This window comes from Mesorhizobium sp. J428, assembly GCF_024699925.1.
Lineage (GTDB): Bacteria > Pseudomonadota > Alphaproteobacteria > Rhizobiales > Rhizobiaceae > Mesorhizobium_A.
In genome coordinates this window covers 4,267,950-4,285,083 of sequence record NZ_JAJOMX010000001.1, presented here as the reverse complement: position 1 = coordinate 4,285,083, position 17,134 = coordinate 4,267,950, and the positions used below count along the sequence as shown (strand labels likewise).

Below are 17,134 nucleotides of genomic sequence, written 5' to 3'. Positions count from 1 at the left end.
TTCCAGAGCCTGTCCATGCATCTCATCACCAAGCAGAACGACCTCGAAACCGCCATCGCGCAGCTGGCGAAGTCCGAGTTCGTCACCGTCGACACCGAATTCATTCGCGAGACCACCTTCTGGCCGGAACTCTGCCTCATCCAGATCGCCTCGCCGGACACCACAGCGCTGATCGACCCGCTGGCGCCCGGAATCGACCTCAAGCCGTTCTTCGAGCTGATGGCGGACGAGAAGGTGCTGAAGGTCTTCCATGCAGCGCGCCAGGACATAGAAATCATCTTCCACCTCGGCGACCTGATCCCGCACCCGGTCTTCGATACACAGATCGCTGCCATGGTCTGCGGCTTCGGCGACAGCGTCTCCTACGACCAGCTCGTGCAACGCATCACCGGCACGCAGCTCGACAAGTCCTCGCGCTTCACCGACTGGCGCCACCGGCCGCTGTCCGACAAACAGCTTGAATATGCGCTGGCCGACGTCACCTGGCTGCGCGACGTCTATCTCGACCTGCAGGGCCGGCTGGACGCGCGTCAGCGCTCTAACTGGGTGAAGGAAGAGATGGACGTGCTGACCTCTCGCGACACCTACGACCTGCATCCGGAAAACGCCTGGACGCGGCTCAAGATGCGCGTGCGAAAGCCGATCGAGTTGGCGGTGCTGCAGCACGTTGCCGCCTGGCGCGAACGCGAGGCGCGCGAGCGCAACGTGCCGCGCGGGCGCGTGCTCAAGGACGATGCGATTTACGAGATCGCCCAGCAGCAACCGCGCGACGCCACCGCTCTCGGACGGCTGCGCACTACGCCCAAGGGCTGGGAGCGCTCGTCGAGCGCGGCAGCCCTGCTCGCCGCCGTCAATGCGGCGCTTGCGATCCCGAAGGAGGACCTCCCCAAGGTTCCCCGTCAGGCGCAGCCGAGCGAGGGCGCCAATGCGGCGGCCGAAATCCTCAAGGTTCTGCTACGCATCATCGCCGAGAAGGAAGGGGTGGCGCCAAAGATCATTGCCAGCGGTGACGACATCGACCGCATCGCCGCCGAGGGCGAGAAGGCAGAGGTCGAGGCATTGACCGGCTGGCGGCGCGAGGTGTTCGGCGAGAAGGCGCTGCGGCTGATCCGCGGCGAGCTCGGCATCCGCTTCCAGAACCGGCGCATCAACGTCTTCGAGATCGGCGCCTGACGCTTAGCCGTCCGCGACCATCCGCAGGCTCCTGTTCGTGATGCGGCCGAGCTGCGCCAGCCGGCCGATCGGCCGCTCCCCGATCAGGTCGGCATGCGACTTCGGCACCACCAGCGTCAGCGAACCGTCCTCGCCTTTTTCCCAGCGCAACCGCGGGATGATGCCCGGCATCGAGGCCGAGAGCAGATAGACGACGCGCAGCATGGCACCAAGGAAACGCGCCCGCTCGACATAGCGCGGCGGAGCGAGCTGGATGATCTCGGGTGCGGCACCGTCGTCGATCAGCCCCTCGTGGCGGTAGAGATTGGTCAGCGCGATGAAGACGCGGCCCGGATGGTCGACGCCGATGAAGGAAGCGTGCGCGATGATGTTGAGCGATTGCACGCCGCGATATTCGGGATGTGCGCGCCAGCCGATGTCGGCGAGCAGGCAGGCCGCGCGGCGATAGCGCGCCTCGTCTTCGGTCTCGTCGATGCCGAAGGCGGCGAAGGAATGGTTGGTCCATTCGGCGAGTTCGTGCGCATGCGTCACCGAGCGCGCCCGCAGCAGGGCAAGCTCTTCTGACGCCGAGATCAGCGGGTCGGCCCTCTGCTCGGTCGGAGAGAGCAGCGAATAGAGGAAGCCCTCGCGCACTCCGAGCGCCGAGACGACGATCCGGCCGGGCTTCATCACCCGGATGATCTCTTGCAGCACCACCGCGCCGTAGGCGAGCAGGGCGCGGCGGCTCTTGGAGACCCGCTCGATGCCCTTCATCTTTTCGATCTCGCCGCGCGCGACCTGTTTGAGGAAGTTGATCGAGCCCTCGACGCTCATCTCGTAATGGTGCATCACCGAGAGCGGATAGTTTGTCGCCGCCATATGCAACCGCGCCAGGTTTCGCCAGGTGCCGCCGACGCAGTAGAAGGTGCGTCCCTCCCCGCTCTTCAGCACCTCCGCCTTCTTCAGCTCGTTGCGGATGATCTTGGTGGCCGCTTCGATCGAGCCCTTCGACATGTCGTCGAGCCGCAGGCCGCCGAGCGGCAGGGTGATCCCACCGCCGATCTCCTCGCCCTTCACGTCGACCACTTCGAGGCTGCCGCCACCGAGGTCGCCGGCGATGCCGTCAGCGTGGTGGAAGCCGGAAATCACGCCAAGCGCAGAGTAATAAGCCTCTTCCTTGCCGGTCAGCACCCGGATGTCGACGCCGAGGATGTCTTCGGCGCGCTCGATGAATTCGGGCCCGTTGACCGCCTCGCGCGCGGCCGCGGTGGCTATGACGTAGAGCTGCTCGGCACCAGCCTGCTCGGAGAGTGCCCGGAACCGGCGGAACTCCTCCATCGCACGCAGCATCGCGTCCGGATCAAGGCGTCCAGTCGACACGATCCCCCGGCCGAGGCCGGCGAGCATCTTTTCATTGAAAAGGACCGTCGGCGAGCGCGCGATCCCCTCATAGATGACGAGGCGGATTGAGTTCGAACCAATGTCGATGATCGACACCGGGCGGCGGTCCTGCAACCGCCCCTGGGAAGCGCCTATCATGCGGGCGCGGACACTTTCGTCTTCGAGCGACGCTTGTGCTGCGCGATCCGCTTCGGAGCGTGCGATTTCAGGGCGTCACCTCGGCCGGACAGGCTCGGATTCGTCATGAAATATTCCTGCGCGTTGAAGGGTTCCTCGCCCTCCTCAAGCAAGACCCGCCGGGAGGTGCCGTCAGCCAATACTTCGAAACTTTGCTGGTTGTCCATGATGTTTCCGAGCATGATCTGGCCAAGCACCTGTTCATGCACAGTCTGGTTGGTCAGCGGCACGATCAGCTCGACGCGCCGGTCGAGGTTGCGCGGCATCATGTCGGCCGAGCCGATATAGATGATCGCCTCGTTGGACGGCAGGCCCTTGCCATTGCCGAAACAGTAGATTCGGCTGTGCTCCAGGAAGCGGCCGATGATCGATTTGGCGCGGATGTTGTCCGACAGGCCCGGCACCTGCGGGCGCAGGCAGCAGATGCCGCGCACGATCAGGTCGATGTCGACGCCTGCCTGGCTCGCCTCGTACAGCGCGTCGATCACCTGCGGGTCGACCAGCGAGTTCATCTTCATCCAGATCTGCGCCGGACGGCCCGCCTTGGCATGCGCGATCTCGTCGGCGATGTGCTTGAGGATGCGCTTGCGCAGCGTGAAGGGCGAGACCGCGATCGTCATCTCTTCGGCGGGCTCGGCATAGCCGGTGATGAAGTTGAAAAGCTGCGCCACGTCGCGCGCGATCACCGGATCGACGGTGAAATAGGACAGGTCGGTGTAGATACGCGCCGTGATCGGGTGGTAGTTGCCCGTGCCGAGATGCACATAGCTGCGCAGCTTGTTGTCCTCGCGGCGCACCACAAGCGACATCTTGGCATGGGTCTTCAGCTCCATGAAGCCGAACACGACCTGCACGCCCGCGCGCTCCAGGTCGCGCGCCCAGCGGATGTTGGCCTCCTCGTCGAAGCGCGCCTTGAGCTCCACCAGCGCCGTCACCGACTTGCCCGCCTCGGCGGCGTCGATCAGCGCGCGCACGATCGGGCTGTCGTTCGAGGTGCGGTAGAGCGTCTGCTTGATCGCGACGACCTCAGGATCGAACGCTGCCTGGCGCAGGAACTGCACCACCACGTCGAACGACTCGTGCGGATGGTGGACGACGATGTCCTTCTCGCGGATCGCTGCGAAGCAATCACCGCCATGTTCGCGGATACGCTCGGGGAAGCGAGGATTGTACGGCTTGAACTTCAAATCGTCGCGGGCGACGGACACGATCTCCGAGATCTGGTTGACCGCCAGCAGCCCATCGATGATCGAGACTCGATTGGCCGGCACGCCGAGTTCCGTCGAGACGAAATCGCGCAGGGGCTCCGGCATCTCGTGGTCGAACTCGATGCGGATCACCGAACCGCGGCGCCGCCGCTTCAGCGCGCTCTCGAAGAAGCGGACGAGGTCCTCGGCCTCTTCCTCGATCTCGATATCGGAATCGCGGATGAGGCGGAACGTGCCGGACCCCTGCACCTCGTAGCCCGGGAAGAGCTGGCCGATGAACATCGACACCGCGTCCTCCAGCCGCACGAAGCGGACGCAGTCGCGATGGTCCGGCAGTCGGATGAAGCGGCGCAGCGCCGTCGGCAGGCGCAGGAGCGCGATCATCGTCTCCGGCTCGCGCTTGTGCTTCAACTGCAGCGCGATGGAGAAGCCGAGATTCGGGATGAACGGGAACGGATGCGCCGGATCGATCGACAGCGGCGTCAGCACCGGGAAGATCGTCTCCAGGAAATGCGCTTCCAGCCAGGCGCGCTCTTCCTTGTTGAGGTTTTCGCCGCGGACCACCTCGATGCGGGCGTTTTCGAGCAGGCCGAAGAGCAGTGAGAGGCTCACCTGCTGGTCGTGCTGCAGGCGGCTCACCTCGCGCAGGAGCTGCTCGAGCTGCTGCTCGGGCGTGCGTCCGTCCGCGCTCTTGGTCGTGATCCCCTCGCGGACCTGTCCCGCCAGACCAGCCACGCGCACCATGAAGAACTCGTCCAGGTTGGCGGCCGAGATCGACAGGAAGCGCACTCGCTCCAGCAGCGGGTGGCTGGTGTTCTGCGATTCCTCCAGCACGCGGCGATTGAACTGGAGCCAGGAGAATTCGCGATTGACGTAGCGGTCGGGATCTCCGGCATCCGTCGCCGCGGCCACCTCCGGCGCGATGGTGAATTCGTGTGAAACCGCGGTGATCTCGTTCATCATCCTGCCCTAGACGCGTGCCTCTCCAGCGCCGCCCACACAGTAGACGGCTTTGTTCTTTCCTGACAGGCATTTGCGACACTTTGATTGCACGCGCCTTGCAAAGCGCAAAGAGTTGCGCCAAAGGCTTCAATAACCGAACGGAGATCGCGATGGCTGGCCACGGCATCCCTCATTTCCAGAATGACGCCGGATACCCGACGATCGCAATCGGCGTCACCGAGTTCATGTGCGTCGGCGCCAATCCTCCCTTCGATCATCCGCATGTCTTTCTCGACATGGGCGACGACATCGAAAAGGTCTGCCCCTACTGCTCGACACTCTACCGGCTCGATCCGACGCTGAAAGAGACCGAGACCAGCCCGGCCGGCTGCCTCTACGTGCCGCGCGCGGCCTGATCCCACGGCAATGGCCCCCGGCGCGACGCCGCGCTCGCGGCAGGTCGTCATCGCAGGCGGCGGCATCGCCGGCCTGACTGCGGCGATCGCCTTCGCGTCCAGGGGATTTTCGGTAAGGCTTTTCGAGCGCGCCGCCGAGTTGCAGGAGGTCGGCGCCGGGCTGCAGCTTTCCCCGAACGCCACACGCATCCTCTCCCGCTTCGGCGTGCTGGACCGGCTGCGCGGCGCCTCCATCCGGCCGGAAGCTGTCATCTTGCGTCGCGCGGCGGATCTGCGCGAGATCGCGCGTGTCCCGCTCGGCGAAAGGGCGACGGCGCGCTGGAAAAGTCCCTATCTCGTGCTCCACCGGGCCGATCTCCACGCCGCGCTCCACGCGGTCGCTTCGCACATGCCGGACATCGAGATCGCCACGGGCTCCACCGTCGTCGACACCGCGATCCATGCGCGCGGCGTCACGGTCGCCGTCGAGCAGGCGGGCGGCCTGCGGGAGGTCGATGCGCTTCTGCTCGTCGCGGCGGATGGCGTCTGGTCTGGCCTGCGCCGCCTTGTTGGCGGTGTCGGCGCAAGCGCCTTTTCGGGCAGGATCGCGTGGCGCGCGACGATCCGCGCCGACGGCGACGCTGTCGCCATGTTGGCGGAGCACCTTCGGCGCGACAGCGTCAGCGCCTTCCTGCATCCGCGCGCGCATTTGATTGCCTATCCGGTCCGCGGCGGCAGTGCGATCAATCTCGCCGCCTTCACCCGCGGCGCGAGCCCCGACATCTCATGGTCGCGGTCGAGCGACGGCCGCCCTCTCATGCAGGCTTTGCATGGCGCTGCCGGGTCGCTCATAGCCTTCCTGGAAGCGATCGCATCCTGGACGGTCTGGCCGATCCACACGGTCGATCCGAACTCTCCCTGGGTCAATCCCGGCGGCGCGGTGCTGATCGGCGACGCGGCGCATGCGATGACGCCTTTTGCCGCCCAGGGTGCCGCCGCCGCGATCGAGGATGCCTATGTGCTTGCTGCGACGGTCGCCGATGAGCCCGACCACATCGGTGCCGCGCTGCGACGCTACGAGGAAATCCGCCGCCCGCGCGTCGCCGCGGTTGCCCGACGCGGCGCATTCAACGCCTTCGCCTGGCATGCCGGCGGCCCAATCGGCTTCGGCCGCGACCTCGTGCTCGGCCTTCTGCCTGCCGCGAAGCTCGCCGCTGACCTTGACTGGCTCTATGGTTGGGACGCGGACAAGGCGCTGGTGGAGGCGCCACCTGGTCAAGGCAGTTCGTTGAAAGCGCGAAGCGACCAGACGAGACTCTGAGGCAGCGGATTCCAGAAGCCGGTCCTGAGCCCGGCCCTCCTTAACACTGCGCTTGTCCATGTATTGCACCCGACAACCGCGTTGAACGCGCCCACCCCCTCGTAGAAGCGATCGAACGGGCCATAGGAGCGCCCCGCGATCAGGATCGGCTCGCCGCTGGCGTCCTTTGCGAACCCTTCCAGCATGGCGCTCAGCATGGCGGCGAACTCGGCTTCGCTGAGGTCGATCGCCAGTACGCCGTCAGCGGTCTGATTTATCGCGCCGGCGACTGCGACGTGCATTGCTGAACTGTCCGCCGTCAGCGCGCGCAACACCGGAAGCGGCTTCAGGTCGGACCAGGTCGGAGTCTCGAGATAGAAGGATCGACCGCCCCATCCAACGACAAGCCATTCAGCCGCCGGGTCGTAGATTGGAAGTCCGGAAGAGCCGAGAAATCCGAGCCGTTCCAGCACGTCCGGGTGCGTCGGCAGCGCGATGTCCGTATGGATCGGATTCGAGAGGACAAGGATGCGGCGAGAATTATCGCTGCCGGCGGATGCCTGCGGCAGCAGCGGCCGCGGCACCATTGCACCGGCAAGCGGCGCAACGATCAATACCACCAATAGAGCGACGAAGACGCGTCGCCACATCTGTCTGCGTCAATGCAGGATCTGGCTGAGGAACAGCTTCGTCCGCTCGTGGCGCGGATGGTCGAAGAACTCGGCCGGTGTGTTCTGCTCGACGATCTGGCCCTGGTCCATGAAGATCACACGGTTGGCGACCTTGCGCGCGAAGCCCATTTCGTGGGTCACGCACAGCATTGTCATCCCTTCTTCGGCGAGGCCAACCATCGTCTCCAGCACTTCCTTGATCATTTCCGGATCGAGCGCCGAGGTCGGCTCATCAAACAGCATGATGCGCGGGTTCATACAGAGTGAACGGGCGATTGCTACGCGCTGTTGCTGGCCGCCCGACAACTGTCCCGGATACTTGTTCGCCTGCTCGGGGATCTTCACGCGGCGCAGGAAATGCATGGCCGTCTCCTCGGCCTGCTTTTTTGGGATTTTGCGGACCCAGATAGGCGCCAGGGTGCAGTTCTCCAGGATGGTCAGGTGTGGAAACAGGTTGAAGTGCTGGAACACCATCCCGACCTCGCGCCGGACCTCGTCGATCTTCTTCAGGTCGTTGGTCAGTTCCTTGCCGTCGACGACGATCTTGCCCTTCTGGTGCTCCTCCAGCCGGTTGATGCAGCGGATGAGGGTCGACTTGCCTGAGCCGGACGGACCGCAGATGACGATGCGCTCGCCGCGCATGACCTTGAGGTTGATGTCCTTGAGCACGTGGAAGTCGCCATACCACTTGTGCATGCCGACGATCTCGACGGCGACTTCCGTCGAGGAGACCTGCATCTTGGAGCGGTCGACCTCGAGTTCTTCTGCCGAAACGGCGTTCTCGGTGGCCATGGTGGTTCCCCTATCTTCTGTAGCCGGTGTCGAGCCGGCGTTCCATGTAGATCGAATAGCGCGACATGCCGAAGCAGAAGATCCAGAACACGAAGCCCGCAAAGATGAGGCCCGTGAGCGGCGTCTGCGGCGTGATCCAGTTTGCATCGGAGAAGTTGCGGCGCACCGCGCCCAACAGGTCGAACATGTTGACGATGTAGACCAGGCTGGTGTCCTTGAAGAGGCCGATGAAGGTGTTGACGATGCCCGGGATCACCAGCTTCAGCGCCTGCGGCAGGATGATGAGCCGCATCTTCTGCGGATAGGACAGCCCGAGCGAATCCGCGCCCTCGAACTGGCCCTTCGGGATCGCCTGCAGGCCGCCGCGGATCACCTCGGCCATGTAGGCGGATGCGAAGACCGCCACGCCGATCAGCACGCACAGAAAGTCGTCGATCTTGGCGTTGTTCGGCATGAAGAGCGGCAGCATCTTCGTGGCCATGAACAGAACCGTGATCAGCGGGACGCCGCGCACCACCTCGATAAAGACGACGCAAAATGCCTTGATGACCGGCAGGGTGGACCGTCGACCGAGCGCGAGCAGCACGCCCACCGGCAGCGACACCACGATGCCAACATAGGACAGGATGATCGTTACCATGAACCCGCCCCATTCGCGGGTCGGCACGTAGCGCAGGCCGAACCAGCCGCCGGGCAAAAGGATGTATCCGATGATCGGCAGCACGACGAAGAGGGCGATGGCGTTGGCGGTCTTGTAGGGCGCGCGCGGCATCAGGAACGGCACCAAAAGCGCCACCAGCAGCACGGCGCACAGGGTCGGCCGCCAGCGTTCGTCGATCGGGTAGGTGTTGAACATGAACTGCCCGAACTTGTTCACCACGAAGTTCCAGCAGGCGCCCGACCAGCCGTCAGGCTGGATGCCGCCCTGCGAGACCGTGGCGCAGAAGCTCCGGTTGTCGCCCGTCCACTGGGCGTCGATGAACAGCCAGCGAATCACTGGTGGCATGAACCAGGCGAGAACCGCGAGCGCAATCAGCGTCAGCACGGTGTCGCTGGGCGTGGCGAACAGGTTGGTGCGTGCCCAGTGAACGATGCCCTTCTGGCCGGCGGGAGCGGCCTGGGGCAGTTCCATGTCCTGACGCACATAGGCGATCTGGTTTTCCTGCATGACGGCCTCCTCAGCGCTCGACCAGCCGCACGCGGGCATTGAACCAGTTCATGAAGAACGACATGGCAAGGCTGATGGTGAGATAGACCACCATCCAGATCGCCACGATCTGGATCGAATTGCCGCTCTTGTTCAGGATCGTTCCGCCGACCGAGACGAGGTCCGGATAGCCGACGGCGATCGCCAGCGACGAGTTCTTCGTCAGGTTGAGATACTGGCTGGTCAGCGGCGGAACGATGATGCGCATCGCCTGCGGGATGACGACGAGCCGGGTCGTTGTGCCGGGCCGCAGGCCGAGCGCATGCGCCGCCTCCGTCTGGCCGCGTCCGACACCCTTGATGCCCGCACGCACGATCTCGGCGATGAACGAAGCGGTATAGAGCGACAGCGACAGATAGAGCGCGAGAAATTCCGGCCCGATCATCATGCCGCCGCGTGCCTGAAAGGCACCCTGCACCGGCACGTCGAAGGAGATCGGAAAGCCTGCCGCGGCGAGCGCGATCAGCGGCAGACCGATCAGCAGTCCAACAGAGGTCCAGAATACCGGGAAGCGTTGGCCGGTCGCCATCTGCCGCGCCTTCGCGCGGTTGGCGACGAAAAAACACATCGCGATCGCGACCAGGAAGGCAACACCGACAAGCCATGCCCCCTGTCCCCAAACGACCGTGGGGATGGTGAGGCCGCGATTGGAAAGCAGCGCACCGAACGGCAGGTTAAACGCGTCGCGCGGCTGCGGCAGGATTGCCAGAACGCCGAGATACCAGAAGAAGATGACGAGCAGCGGCGGTATGTTGCGGAATACCTCGACATAGACCGTGCACAGGCTGCGGATCAGCCAGTTGCGCGACAGGCGGCCGATGCCGATCAGAAAGCCGACCAGCGTCGCGGTGACTATGCCCACCAGGGCGATGAGGATCGTGTTCAGGAAGCCAACGACAAGCGCGGTCGAATAGCTCGAATCCGCCGTATAGGCGATGAGCGACTGACCGATATCGAAACCGGCGCGCTCGTTGAGGAAATCGAACGAGATGGTGCGGCCGATGCGGCGCAGGTTTTCCTGCGTGTTGTTGACGATCCACACGATCAGCGCGAACAGCGCGACGAAGGCGAGGATCTGGAAGGCTATCCCGCGGACGACGGGATTGTAGATTAACGGTACCCGTGGCGCACCATCGCTGCGCAATACCTGTTCGTTCGCCATACCGGCCTCCTGTTGCGACGTTCCGGGGGCGGCGGATGCCGTCCCCGGTCTGCCTGCCAGAAGGTCAGCGGATGGGCGGTGCGTACTGGAGGCCGCCCTTCGACCAGAGAGCGTTCAGGCCGCGCTGGATCTTGAGCGGGCTCTCAGTGCCGATGTTCTTCTCGAAAATCTCGCCGTAATTGCCCACGCCCTTGACGATGTTGACCACCCAGTCCTCACCGAGGCCGAGATCGGCGCCGAACTTGGCGTTGGCTTCCATGCCCAGCACGCGCTTGATTTCGGGATTGTCAGAGCCCTTCATCTCCTCGACGTTTGCCTGGGTGATGCCGAGCTCTTCCGCGATAACCAGCGCGTTCGAGACCCACTTCACGAGGTCGAACCATTGGTCGTCGCCTTGGCGCACCAGCGGGCCAAGCGGCTCCTTCGAGATGATCTCGGGCAGCACCATGTGGTCGCCGGGGGCGCTCAGCTGCAGGCGGATCGCGTAGAGGCCGGACTGGTCGGTCGTGTAGACGTCGCAACGGCCGGAATCGCCGCCGCGTTGACCTCTTCGAGCTTCTCGAAGACGACCGGATTGTATTCCATCTTGTTGGCGCGGAAGTAGTCGGCGAGGTTCAGCTCCGTCGTCGTGCCTGTCTGCACGCAGACCGCGGCGCCCGAGAGCTGCAGCGCCGAGTTCACCCCTGGCACCTTCTTCGTGTTGATCATGAAGCCCTGGCCGTCATAGTAGTTGACGCCCGCGAAGTTGAACTTCAGCGAGGTGTCGCGGCTCAGCGTCCAGGTGGTGTTGCGCACCAGTATGTCGACGGTGCCGTTCGCCAGCACTTCGAAACGGTCCTTGGCGCTCGTCCCGGTATATTCGACTTTAGAGGTATCGTTGAAGATCGCCGCGGCGATCGCCTTGCAGTAGTCGACGTCGAAGCCGGAATACTCGCCCTTGTCGTTCGGCGCGGCAAAGCCGGCGAGGCCGGTGTTGACGCCGCATTTCAGCACACCGCGGGCCTTCACGTCATCGAGCGTGGCGGCGGATGCACCGGCTGCCGACAGCGCGAAGACAGCCGCGCCGGCGAGTCCCAGGAGAATCTTGCTAGTCATCATGCTGAACCCCTTGTTTGTTATAGGTGCAGGGCTGTGCCGCCCCGTACGCCTTCCCATGGATAGGATGCGCTGCGTTCCCCACGCTTTCGGAAACGCCATTTTCTGTCCGTTTCCCGCACCTTCCCGTTCACGGAGTTTATCGAAGGCGATTATTCCAGCGAGGTCAAGTCTCCTATGACAGAGCGCATGTTCCGCAAGACTTTTTCATCGAAGATGCCTTGAGACTTCTGCCTTTTCCGCAGCTACGCGCTGCCGCCTGATCGTCCGCGCGCCACATTGCCATCTAATTGCGCTCGCGATGCGCAGCTTATATGCAGCGGGTTTCACATCGGGAACCACACGGACATGGCAGGCAAGATCGACGGATTCGGCGTCAACACGACGCTGGCGCATATCGGCAACGACCCGCGCGACTTCCACGGTTTCGTCAACCCGCCGGTGGTCCACGCTTCCACGGTCCTGTTTCCAGACGCCCGCACGATGGCGACACGCGGCCAGAAATACACCTACGGCACCCGGGGCACCCCGACAACGGACGCGCTCGCGACGGCAATCGACCAGCTCGAAGGCTCCGCCGGCACGATCGTCGTGCCGTCAGGCCTCGCGGCGGTGACCGTGCCGCTGCTGGGCTTTGTCGCGGCCGGCGACCACGTGCTCATCACTGATTCCGTCTACCGGCCGACCCGGCATTTCGCCGATACGATGCTCAAGCGCCTCGGCGTCGAGGTTGAATATTACGACCCGCTGGTTGGAGCCGGTCTCTCGGCCCTTATGAGGCCGAACACAAAGGTCGTCTTCACCGAATCCCCCGGCTCGAACACGTTCGAGATCCAGGACATCCCAGCCATAGCCAAGGCCGCGCATGCGGGCGGTGCCCTCGTGATGATGGACAACACTTGGGCGACCCCGCTCTATCTGCGCCCACTAGACCATGGTGTCGACATCTCAATCCACGCCGCCACAAAATATCCCGCCGGCCATTCCGACGTGCTGCTCGGAACCGTGTCGGCGAACACGGCTTGCTGGCCGAAGCTTTCGGAGGCCTTCAACACGCTTGGTTGCTGCCCCGGCCCTGACGACGTCTACCAGGTGCTACGCGGCCTGCGCACGATGGGCGTCCGGCTTGCGCATCACCAGCACAGCGCGCTCGAGATCGCCCGGTGGCTCGAGGGGCGGGACGGCGTCGCGCGTGTGTTGCACCCCGCGCTCGAGAGCTTTCCGGGCCATGCGCTCTGGAAGCGCGATTTCTCTGGTTCGAGCGGTATCTTCTCGGTCGTTCTCGCGGGCGGCGGCGAGAAGCAGGCGCATGCCTTCCTCGACGCTCTGAAGGTTTTTGGGCTCGGCTATTCTTGGGGCGGCTACGAAAGCCTCGCCGTTCCGGTCTTCCTTGGTGACAGGATCATCGCCAAAGGCCCCTACGAAGGCCCGGTCATACGCCTGCAAATCGGCCTCGAAGACGTCGAGGATCTCAAGGCCGACCTTTCCCGCGGCCTCGCGGCGGCAGCGACCGCCTGAGCGGCACGACACATCGGCGGAAATCTTGCTTTCCGCCACCGGCCTGATCAGAAAGCTTAGGATCTTCGCGATCCTGAAACGAACCGGTAAAGAGAGATTCGTCTAAGCCGCAGAACTTGCGGAACGCCTGCGGTACATCCGAGGCATCGTCGTTTCGAACTGCTGGAGAAATGGCGATCCCGGCAGGATTCGAACCTGCGACCATCGGCTTAGAAGGCCGGTGCTCTATCCAGCTGAGCTACGGGACCGGGCAATGTGCGAGCGTTAGTGCGTCCACGGCACCTTGCGGTCATAGCGGAAATTGTCGGAATAGGAAATCTGCCGGCGCTTGGCGTCCTTCGGTTCCTGTACGCGGTAGTCGATGCCGTGCTTCTCGGCATAGGCGATCGCTTCTTCCTTCGTCTCGAAAGTCAGCCGGATCTGGCTCTTCATGTCGCCGGACGTGGTGTAGCCCATCAAAGGGTCGATCTTGCGCGGCTGTTCAGGATCGAAGTCCAGCACCCAATAGCCGGTCTTGGCCTTGCCGGATTGCATCGCGGTTTTCGCGGGGCTGTAGATTCTCGCAGACATGAGCGCCTCGTCGTCACGTAACGCTGCTGCATCGCGCAGAGCCGTCGTCCCGTCAAGAGCAGATGCCCTTGCCCTCGCGGGCGCGATCGACTACGGGAGTGGCCGTCCGGAGTGTAGCGCAGCCTGGTAGCGCACCTGATTTGGGATCAGGGGGTCGCAGGTTCGAATCCTGCCACTCCGACCAGCCGCCGAGCGGCATGCCATCATGCTGACAAAGGTCGGGTCCAGAGCTGTCGCGTGCCGGGAACGAGATATGTTTGCGCGCGACAGCCAAATCGCTGAACCTGGGTGGAAAGCCCACGCGGCGTGCGCCGCTCTGCTTGCCGCAGCGGCGCTGCTCCTTGCAGGCAGCCGGAATGCCTCGGCCGAGATGGCGATCAATGGCGACCCCAAGGCCATGACTGTCACGATCTCCGAGGTGCAGCGGGGCGAGGTCATGGCGGCGATGGCGCAGCGCTTCGGCTTCAAGGTTACCGGCCAGGTCGGTGACGACCAGCTCGTGAACGGCCGCTTTCGCGGCGACCTTGGCGACGTCCTGGCGGCCATCCTGCCCGCGAACGGCTTTCTCATCGTCTATGAAGGTGGCAGGCCGGCGAAGCTCGTACTTTCCGAACGCAGTCCAGAAGGATCAGCGCCGTTGGACCCCAGCATGAACTCGATGCAGCCGAACGGAGGCGTCACCTGGATGGAGACGGGCGAAGGCGGCCAAGGCGCCGCCGGGCTCGGCGGCCAGGTGATCGATCCCGCGCAGAACGTGCCACCTCCTCCCCAAGAGATGCCACCACCTGAAGACGGGTCTCCGCCGCCGGAACCCGAGCTCTAGGGCTGGCGACGGCGTGGATCGTCGCCCTCACGTGCCGTTGGAGAACGTTTCCGCCTGAACGCTCGAGCCGATGCGCGATGCCATGCTTGGAGGCGGCTCGCTTTCGTTCCGGGATCATAAATCCAGCTTTTCCTGCCCGCTGTCGGCGGCACCGATGATGTCGGCCGCCAGAGCCCGCGTGATCCGGGTCTTGCGCGAAAGGGCGGCTTGGTCGAGCCGCTCCACCACGCCCATGGCGGTCGAGAGCGACCGCTCGATGCGGTTGACGATATAGGTCACGACATGCGGCTCGACCTGCACCTGTCGGTCGGCGAACAGTTTGGTCACCACTGCCGTCAGCAGCAGGTCGTCCGGCTCCTCGATCTCGACGATCGTCGCCGCTTTCAGCCGCGATGCAAGGTCCGGCAGGCGAACGCCCCAAGCGGCGGGAAACCGGCGCGAGGTCAGGAGAACGTGCCCTCCCCCTCCCGCGCGGCGTTGATCAGATGGAAGAGACCGGTCTCGTCGACATCCCCCTCGACACCATCAATCAGCACCGCGCCGCCGGAGGCGGCGAAGGAAATGACATCGGGATCGATCCGGCCAGGTTCGGCAGAGTGCGCCTGCGCGGTCTCCGACCAGATCGCGGCGAGATGCGACTTTCCGGCTCCCGCGGGCCCTGCCAACACCACAACGGGCGTCGGCCAGTCCGGCCAGCGGTCGACCAGCGCCGTCGCCGCAGCGTTCGCGCCTGTAACGACGAGTTCGTCGCGGGACAGGCCGGGGCCGCTCGTGAGGTCGAGCGGAATCTGTGCGGGGGGGCGCTGGTCCTGCATCTACGTCGCCTCAGGCCAGCGGCGCGTCCGGCCCGTGACCCCGGTAGAGCGGGGACTCGAGGTAGCGGCCGAGCGCGAAGCGAACGAGGACGGCGACGGCGGCCGCCGCCGGTACCGCGATCAGCAGGCCGACGAAGCCGAACAGCGAGCCGAAGGCGAGCAGGGCGAACATGAGCCATACCGGATGCAGCCCGACGCTGTCGCCCACCAGCTTCGGCTGCAGGATGTTGCCTTCGATGAACTGGCCGAGGAAGAAGACGCCGGCCACCGCCGCGACCATGACCCAGTCCGGCCAGAACTGCACCAGAGCGACGCCGACCGCCAGGACCAGCCCGACGAGCGAACCAACGTAGGGGATGAAAGAGATCAACCCGGCGAACAGGCCGATCAGCAGGCCGAAGTTCAGCCCGGCGATGGTCAGCCCCACGGCATACATGATGCCCAGGACCAGGCAGAGCGTGCCCTGCCCGCGCACGAAGCCGGCGGTCGAAGCGTTGATGTCGTTGGCGATGGCACGAACAGTCGCGACATGGTCGCGTGGCACCCAACCGTCCACCGTGGCGACCATACGATCCCAGTCGACCAGCATGTAAAAGGCGACGACCGGGGTGATGACCACCAGGCCGGCGACGTTCACCAGGGCCAGGCCTGAACTCAGGATCGATTCGAAGATCGTGGTGACGAAGCCCGCGCCTTGGGAGACAAGTGAGGACAGCGCACTGCGCAGGTTGCCCGCGTCGACCCCGAAGCGCTCCTTCAGCCATTCCGGGTCGATGCTGGTGATCAGCGCCTGGAGCCGCGCCAGATATTCCGGCATCCTGGCGATCAGGTCCGCGCCCTGCGTGGCCAGGATCGGCACGATCACCATCAGTGCCAGCACGAGCGCAATGATGAAGCCGAGCAGAATGACGATCGCCGCCACCAACCGCGATCCGAACCAGGCCTCCAGCCGGTCCGCGACAGGATCCAGAAAATAGGCCAGCACCATTCCGGCCGCAAAAGGCAGCAGGATCGAGGAGAACATATAGAGGAAGACGACCAGCAACACGAAGGCGCCGGCCCAGAAGGCGACCTGACGGCGGAACGCGCCTGCCAGCACCGCGTCCGCGATCTCCTCGTTCACCACGAGCTGCGCCGCAGCCGGCATCTGCGGCGTCGAATCCGCGTCCGCAGCCGGGTGTTCAGCCTGTTTTATCCGTTTCGGCATAACCACCCATATGCGTGAGCCAAGCGACGAGATAGGCCGCCGCGGAAGCCACGGTCAAGAGGCCGGACAGGATCACGAAGCCGTCGCGCACGATGCCCAGCCCGAGGCTGAAGGCGAGATCGGCGAGCACCAGCGCGGCGAGCAGAATCTGCACCGCGGTGTTCGCCTTCGACACGTAGAGCGGCTTCACTTCGACAGGATGCCCCATCACCGTCGACAGCATCACGGCCGAGATGATCAGCCCATCCCGCGATACCGCCGCAATCACCAGCCACAGTGGCAGTTCGCCCATGTAGCCGAGCACCACGAAGACCGAGACCAGGAGCAATTTGTCCGCTACCGGGTCGAGATAGGCGCCGAGCTTGGAGCGCTGGTTGAAATGCCGCGCAATGAAACCATCGACCCCGTCCGAAACGCCGGCGAGCACGAACAGGCCGAGCGCCCAGCCGACCTGCCGGTCTATGAGCGCCCAGATGACGGCCGGCACCAGGAAGAGCCGCAGGATCGTGATGATGTTCGGGATCGTCAATGCGTCGAGCCTCCTCCATCGCCCGCCTACCCGATAAATGGCCCGTCGCGTCGCCGGCCGCAAGGCGTCGCGTCGGCGGGGTCGGGTCGCGCTTTCCCCAGGACGGGTCCGGCACGCTGCTTGCGACACGGCGGGGTTCATGCGAATAGCCGCTTCGGAAGTCGACGGGA

General features: G+C 64.4%; 14 protein-coding genes, 2 tRNA genes and 2 pseudogenes. 6 read left to right on the top strand and 12 right to left on the bottom strand.

Annotated elements, in window-relative coordinates:
• Nucleotides 1-15 precede the first annotated feature (15 nt).
• On the top strand, nucleotides 16-1,173 hold the full coding sequence (rnd, locus tag LRS09_RS21510; protein ID WP_257808941.1) for a ribonuclease D: 1,158 nt from the start codon (nucleotides 16-18) through the stop codon (nucleotides 1,171-1,173).
• Nucleotides 1,174-1,176: 3 nt separating this feature from the next.
• Here the strand turns inward: rnd and ppx are convergent, their stop codons facing one another.
• Nucleotides 1,177-2,691 carry an exopolyphosphatase gene (gene ppx / locus LRS09_RS21505; RefSeq protein WP_257808940.1) on the bottom strand — a complete coding sequence of 505 codons (1,515 nt, stop codon included), beginning with the start codon at nucleotides 2,689-2,691 and terminating at the stop codon, nucleotides 1,177-1,179.
• Entirely contained in the window at nucleotides 2,688-4,898 is a 2,211-nt protein-coding gene (locus tag LRS09_RS21500; RefSeq protein WP_257808939.1) for an RNA degradosome polyphosphate kinase, read from the bottom strand. Before LRS09_RS21500 ends, ppx begins: the two co-directional genes overlap by 4 nt.
• 152 nt (nucleotides 4,899-5,050) lie before the next feature.
• Here LRS09_RS21500 and LRS09_RS21495 point away from each other — a divergent pair, with 152 nt between their 5' ends.
• On the top strand, nucleotides 5,051-5,296 hold the full coding sequence (locus LRS09_RS21495; RefSeq protein WP_257808938.1) for a zinc-finger domain-containing protein: 246 nt from the start codon (nucleotides 5,051-5,053) through the stop codon (nucleotides 5,294-5,296).
• A 10-nt stretch (nucleotides 5,297-5,306) separates the two neighbouring features.
• Nucleotides 5,307-6,596, top strand: coding sequence for an FAD-dependent monooxygenase (locus tag LRS09_RS21490; protein ID WP_257808937.1), 1,290 nt, complete (start codon nucleotides 5,307-5,309; stop codon nucleotides 6,594-6,596).
• Here the strand turns inward: LRS09_RS21490 and LRS09_RS21485 are convergent.
• From LRS09_RS21485 to LRS09_RS21465, 5 genes and pseudogenes are all read right to left on the bottom strand, one after another.
• The gene (locus LRS09_RS21485) at nucleotides 6,551-7,225 is read right to left on the bottom strand and encodes a TIGR02117 family protein (RefSeq protein WP_257808936.1); all 675 of its coding nucleotides are present in this window, start codon (nucleotides 7,223-7,225) and stop codon (nucleotides 6,551-6,553) included. The genes LRS09_RS21490 and LRS09_RS21485 overlap by 46 nt on opposite strands.
• Nucleotides 7,226-7,234: 9 nt before the next feature.
• Nucleotides 7,235-8,038 (bottom strand): amino acid ABC transporter ATP-binding protein, encoded by an 804-nt coding sequence (locus tag LRS09_RS21480; RefSeq protein WP_308240325.1) that lies wholly within the window; start codon nucleotides 8,036-8,038, stop codon nucleotides 7,235-7,237.
• A 10-nt stretch (nucleotides 8,039-8,048) separates the two neighbouring features.
• Nucleotides 8,049-9,206, bottom strand: a complete 1,158-nt coding sequence (locus tag LRS09_RS21475) for an amino acid ABC transporter permease (protein ID WP_257808935.1) — start codon at nucleotides 9,204-9,206, stop codon at nucleotides 8,049-8,051.
• 10 nt (nucleotides 9,207-9,216) lie between these two features.
• Nucleotides 9,217-10,407 (bottom strand): amino acid ABC transporter permease, encoded by a 1,191-nt coding sequence (locus tag LRS09_RS21470; protein WP_257808934.1) that lies wholly within the window; start codon nucleotides 10,405-10,407, stop codon nucleotides 9,217-9,219.
• Nucleotides 10,408-10,471: 64 nt separating this feature from the next.
• A pseudogene (locus LRS09_RS21465) lies at nucleotides 10,472-11,502 on the bottom strand (amino acid ABC transporter substrate-binding protein).
• 348 nt (nucleotides 11,503-11,850) lie between these two features.
• On the opposite strand from LRS09_RS21465, the gene LRS09_RS21460 reads away from it, so the two are divergent.
• Complete coding sequence (locus tag LRS09_RS21460; protein WP_257808932.1) at nucleotides 11,851-13,020, top strand: cystathionine beta-lyase; 1,170 nt, start codon at nucleotides 11,851-11,853, stop codon at nucleotides 13,018-13,020.
• A gap of 171 nt (nucleotides 13,021-13,191) precedes the next feature.
• Here the strand turns inward: LRS09_RS21460 and LRS09_RS21455 are convergent.
• Nucleotides 13,192-13,268, bottom strand: a tRNA-Arg gene (locus tag LRS09_RS21455).
• Between the two features lie 16 nt (nucleotides 13,269-13,284).
• A complete protein-coding gene (locus tag LRS09_RS21450) occupies nucleotides 13,285-13,590 on the bottom strand; it encodes an ETC complex I subunit (RefSeq protein ID WP_257808931.1) in 306 nt (101 codons plus the stop codon).
• A gap of 107 nt (nucleotides 13,591-13,697) precedes the next feature.
• On the opposite strand from LRS09_RS21450, the gene LRS09_RS21445 reads away from it, so the two are divergent.
• Nucleotides 13,698-13,774 (top strand) — tRNA-Pro (locus tag LRS09_RS21445).
• Nucleotides 13,775-13,843: 69 nt separating this feature from the next.
• Entirely contained in the window at nucleotides 13,844-14,413 is a 570-nt protein-coding gene (locus tag LRS09_RS21440) for a hypothetical protein (RefSeq protein ID WP_257808930.1), read from the top strand.
• A gap of 114 nt (nucleotides 14,414-14,527) precedes the next feature.
• Here LRS09_RS21440 and hdaA read toward each other — a convergent pair.
• The 3 genes and pseudogenes from hdaA to LRS09_RS21425 form a co-directional block, all read right to left on the bottom strand.
• Nucleotides 14,528-15,228, bottom strand: a pseudogene (gene hdaA / locus LRS09_RS21435) (DnaA regulatory inactivator HdaA).
• 10 nt (nucleotides 15,229-15,238) lie between these two features.
• A complete protein-coding gene (locus tag LRS09_RS21430) occupies nucleotides 15,239-16,375 on the bottom strand; it encodes an AI-2E family transporter (protein WP_257808929.1) in 1,137 nt (378 codons plus the stop codon).
• 34 nt (nucleotides 16,376-16,409) lie between these two features.
• Nucleotides 16,410-16,964, bottom strand: coding sequence for a CDP-alcohol phosphatidyltransferase family protein (locus LRS09_RS21425; RefSeq protein ID WP_257808928.1), 555 nt, complete (start codon nucleotides 16,962-16,964; stop codon nucleotides 16,410-16,412).
• Nucleotides 16,965-17,134: the final 170 nt, after the last annotated feature.

Coding starts and splice junctions, on each gene's coding strand:
- LRS09_RS21495 (WP_257808938.1), top strand. CDS start 5,051: ATGGCTGGCCACGGCATCCCTCATTTCCAGAATGACGCCGGATACCCG.
- LRS09_RS21490 (WP_257808937.1), top strand. CDS start 5,307: ATGGCCCCCGGCGCGACGCCGCGCTCGCGGCAGGTCGTCATCGCAGGC.
- LRS09_RS21500 (WP_257808939.1), bottom strand. CDS start 4,898: ATGAACGAGATCACCGCGGTTTCACACGAATTCACCATCGCGCCGGAG.
- LRS09_RS21460 (WP_257808932.1), top strand. CDS start 11,851: ATGGCAGGCAAGATCGACGGATTCGGCGTCAACACGACGCTGGCGCAT.
- LRS09_RS21475 (WP_257808935.1), bottom strand. CDS start 9,206: ATGCAGGAAAACCAGATCGCCTATGTGCGTCAGGACATGGAACTGCCC.
- LRS09_RS21440 (WP_257808930.1), top strand. CDS start 13,844: ATGTTTGCGCGCGACAGCCAAATCGCTGAACCTGGGTGGAAAGCCCAC.
- LRS09_RS21430 (WP_257808929.1), bottom strand. CDS start 16,375: ATGCCGGCTGCGGCGCAGCTCGTGGTGAACGAGGAGATCGCGGACGCG.
- ppx (WP_257808940.1), bottom strand. CDS start 2,691: ATGATAGGCGCTTCCCAGGGGCGGTTGCAGGACCGCCGCCCGGTGTCG.
- rnd (WP_257808941.1), top strand. CDS start 16: ATGCATCTCATCACCAAGCAGAACGACCTCGAAACCGCCATCGCGCAG.
- LRS09_RS21470 (WP_257808934.1), bottom strand. CDS start 10,407: ATGGCGAACGAACAGGTATTGCGCAGCGATGGTGCGCCACGGGTACCG.
- LRS09_RS21485 (WP_257808936.1), bottom strand. CDS start 7,225: ATGTGGCGACGCGTCTTCGTCGCTCTATTGGTGGTATTGATCGTTGCG.
- LRS09_RS21450 (WP_257808931.1), bottom strand. CDS start 13,590: ATGTCTGCGAGAATCTACAGCCCCGCGAAAACCGCGATGCAATCCGGC.
- LRS09_RS21480 (WP_308240325.1), bottom strand. CDS start 8,038: ATGGCCACCGAGAACGCCGTTTCGGCAGAAGAACTCGAGGTCGACCGC.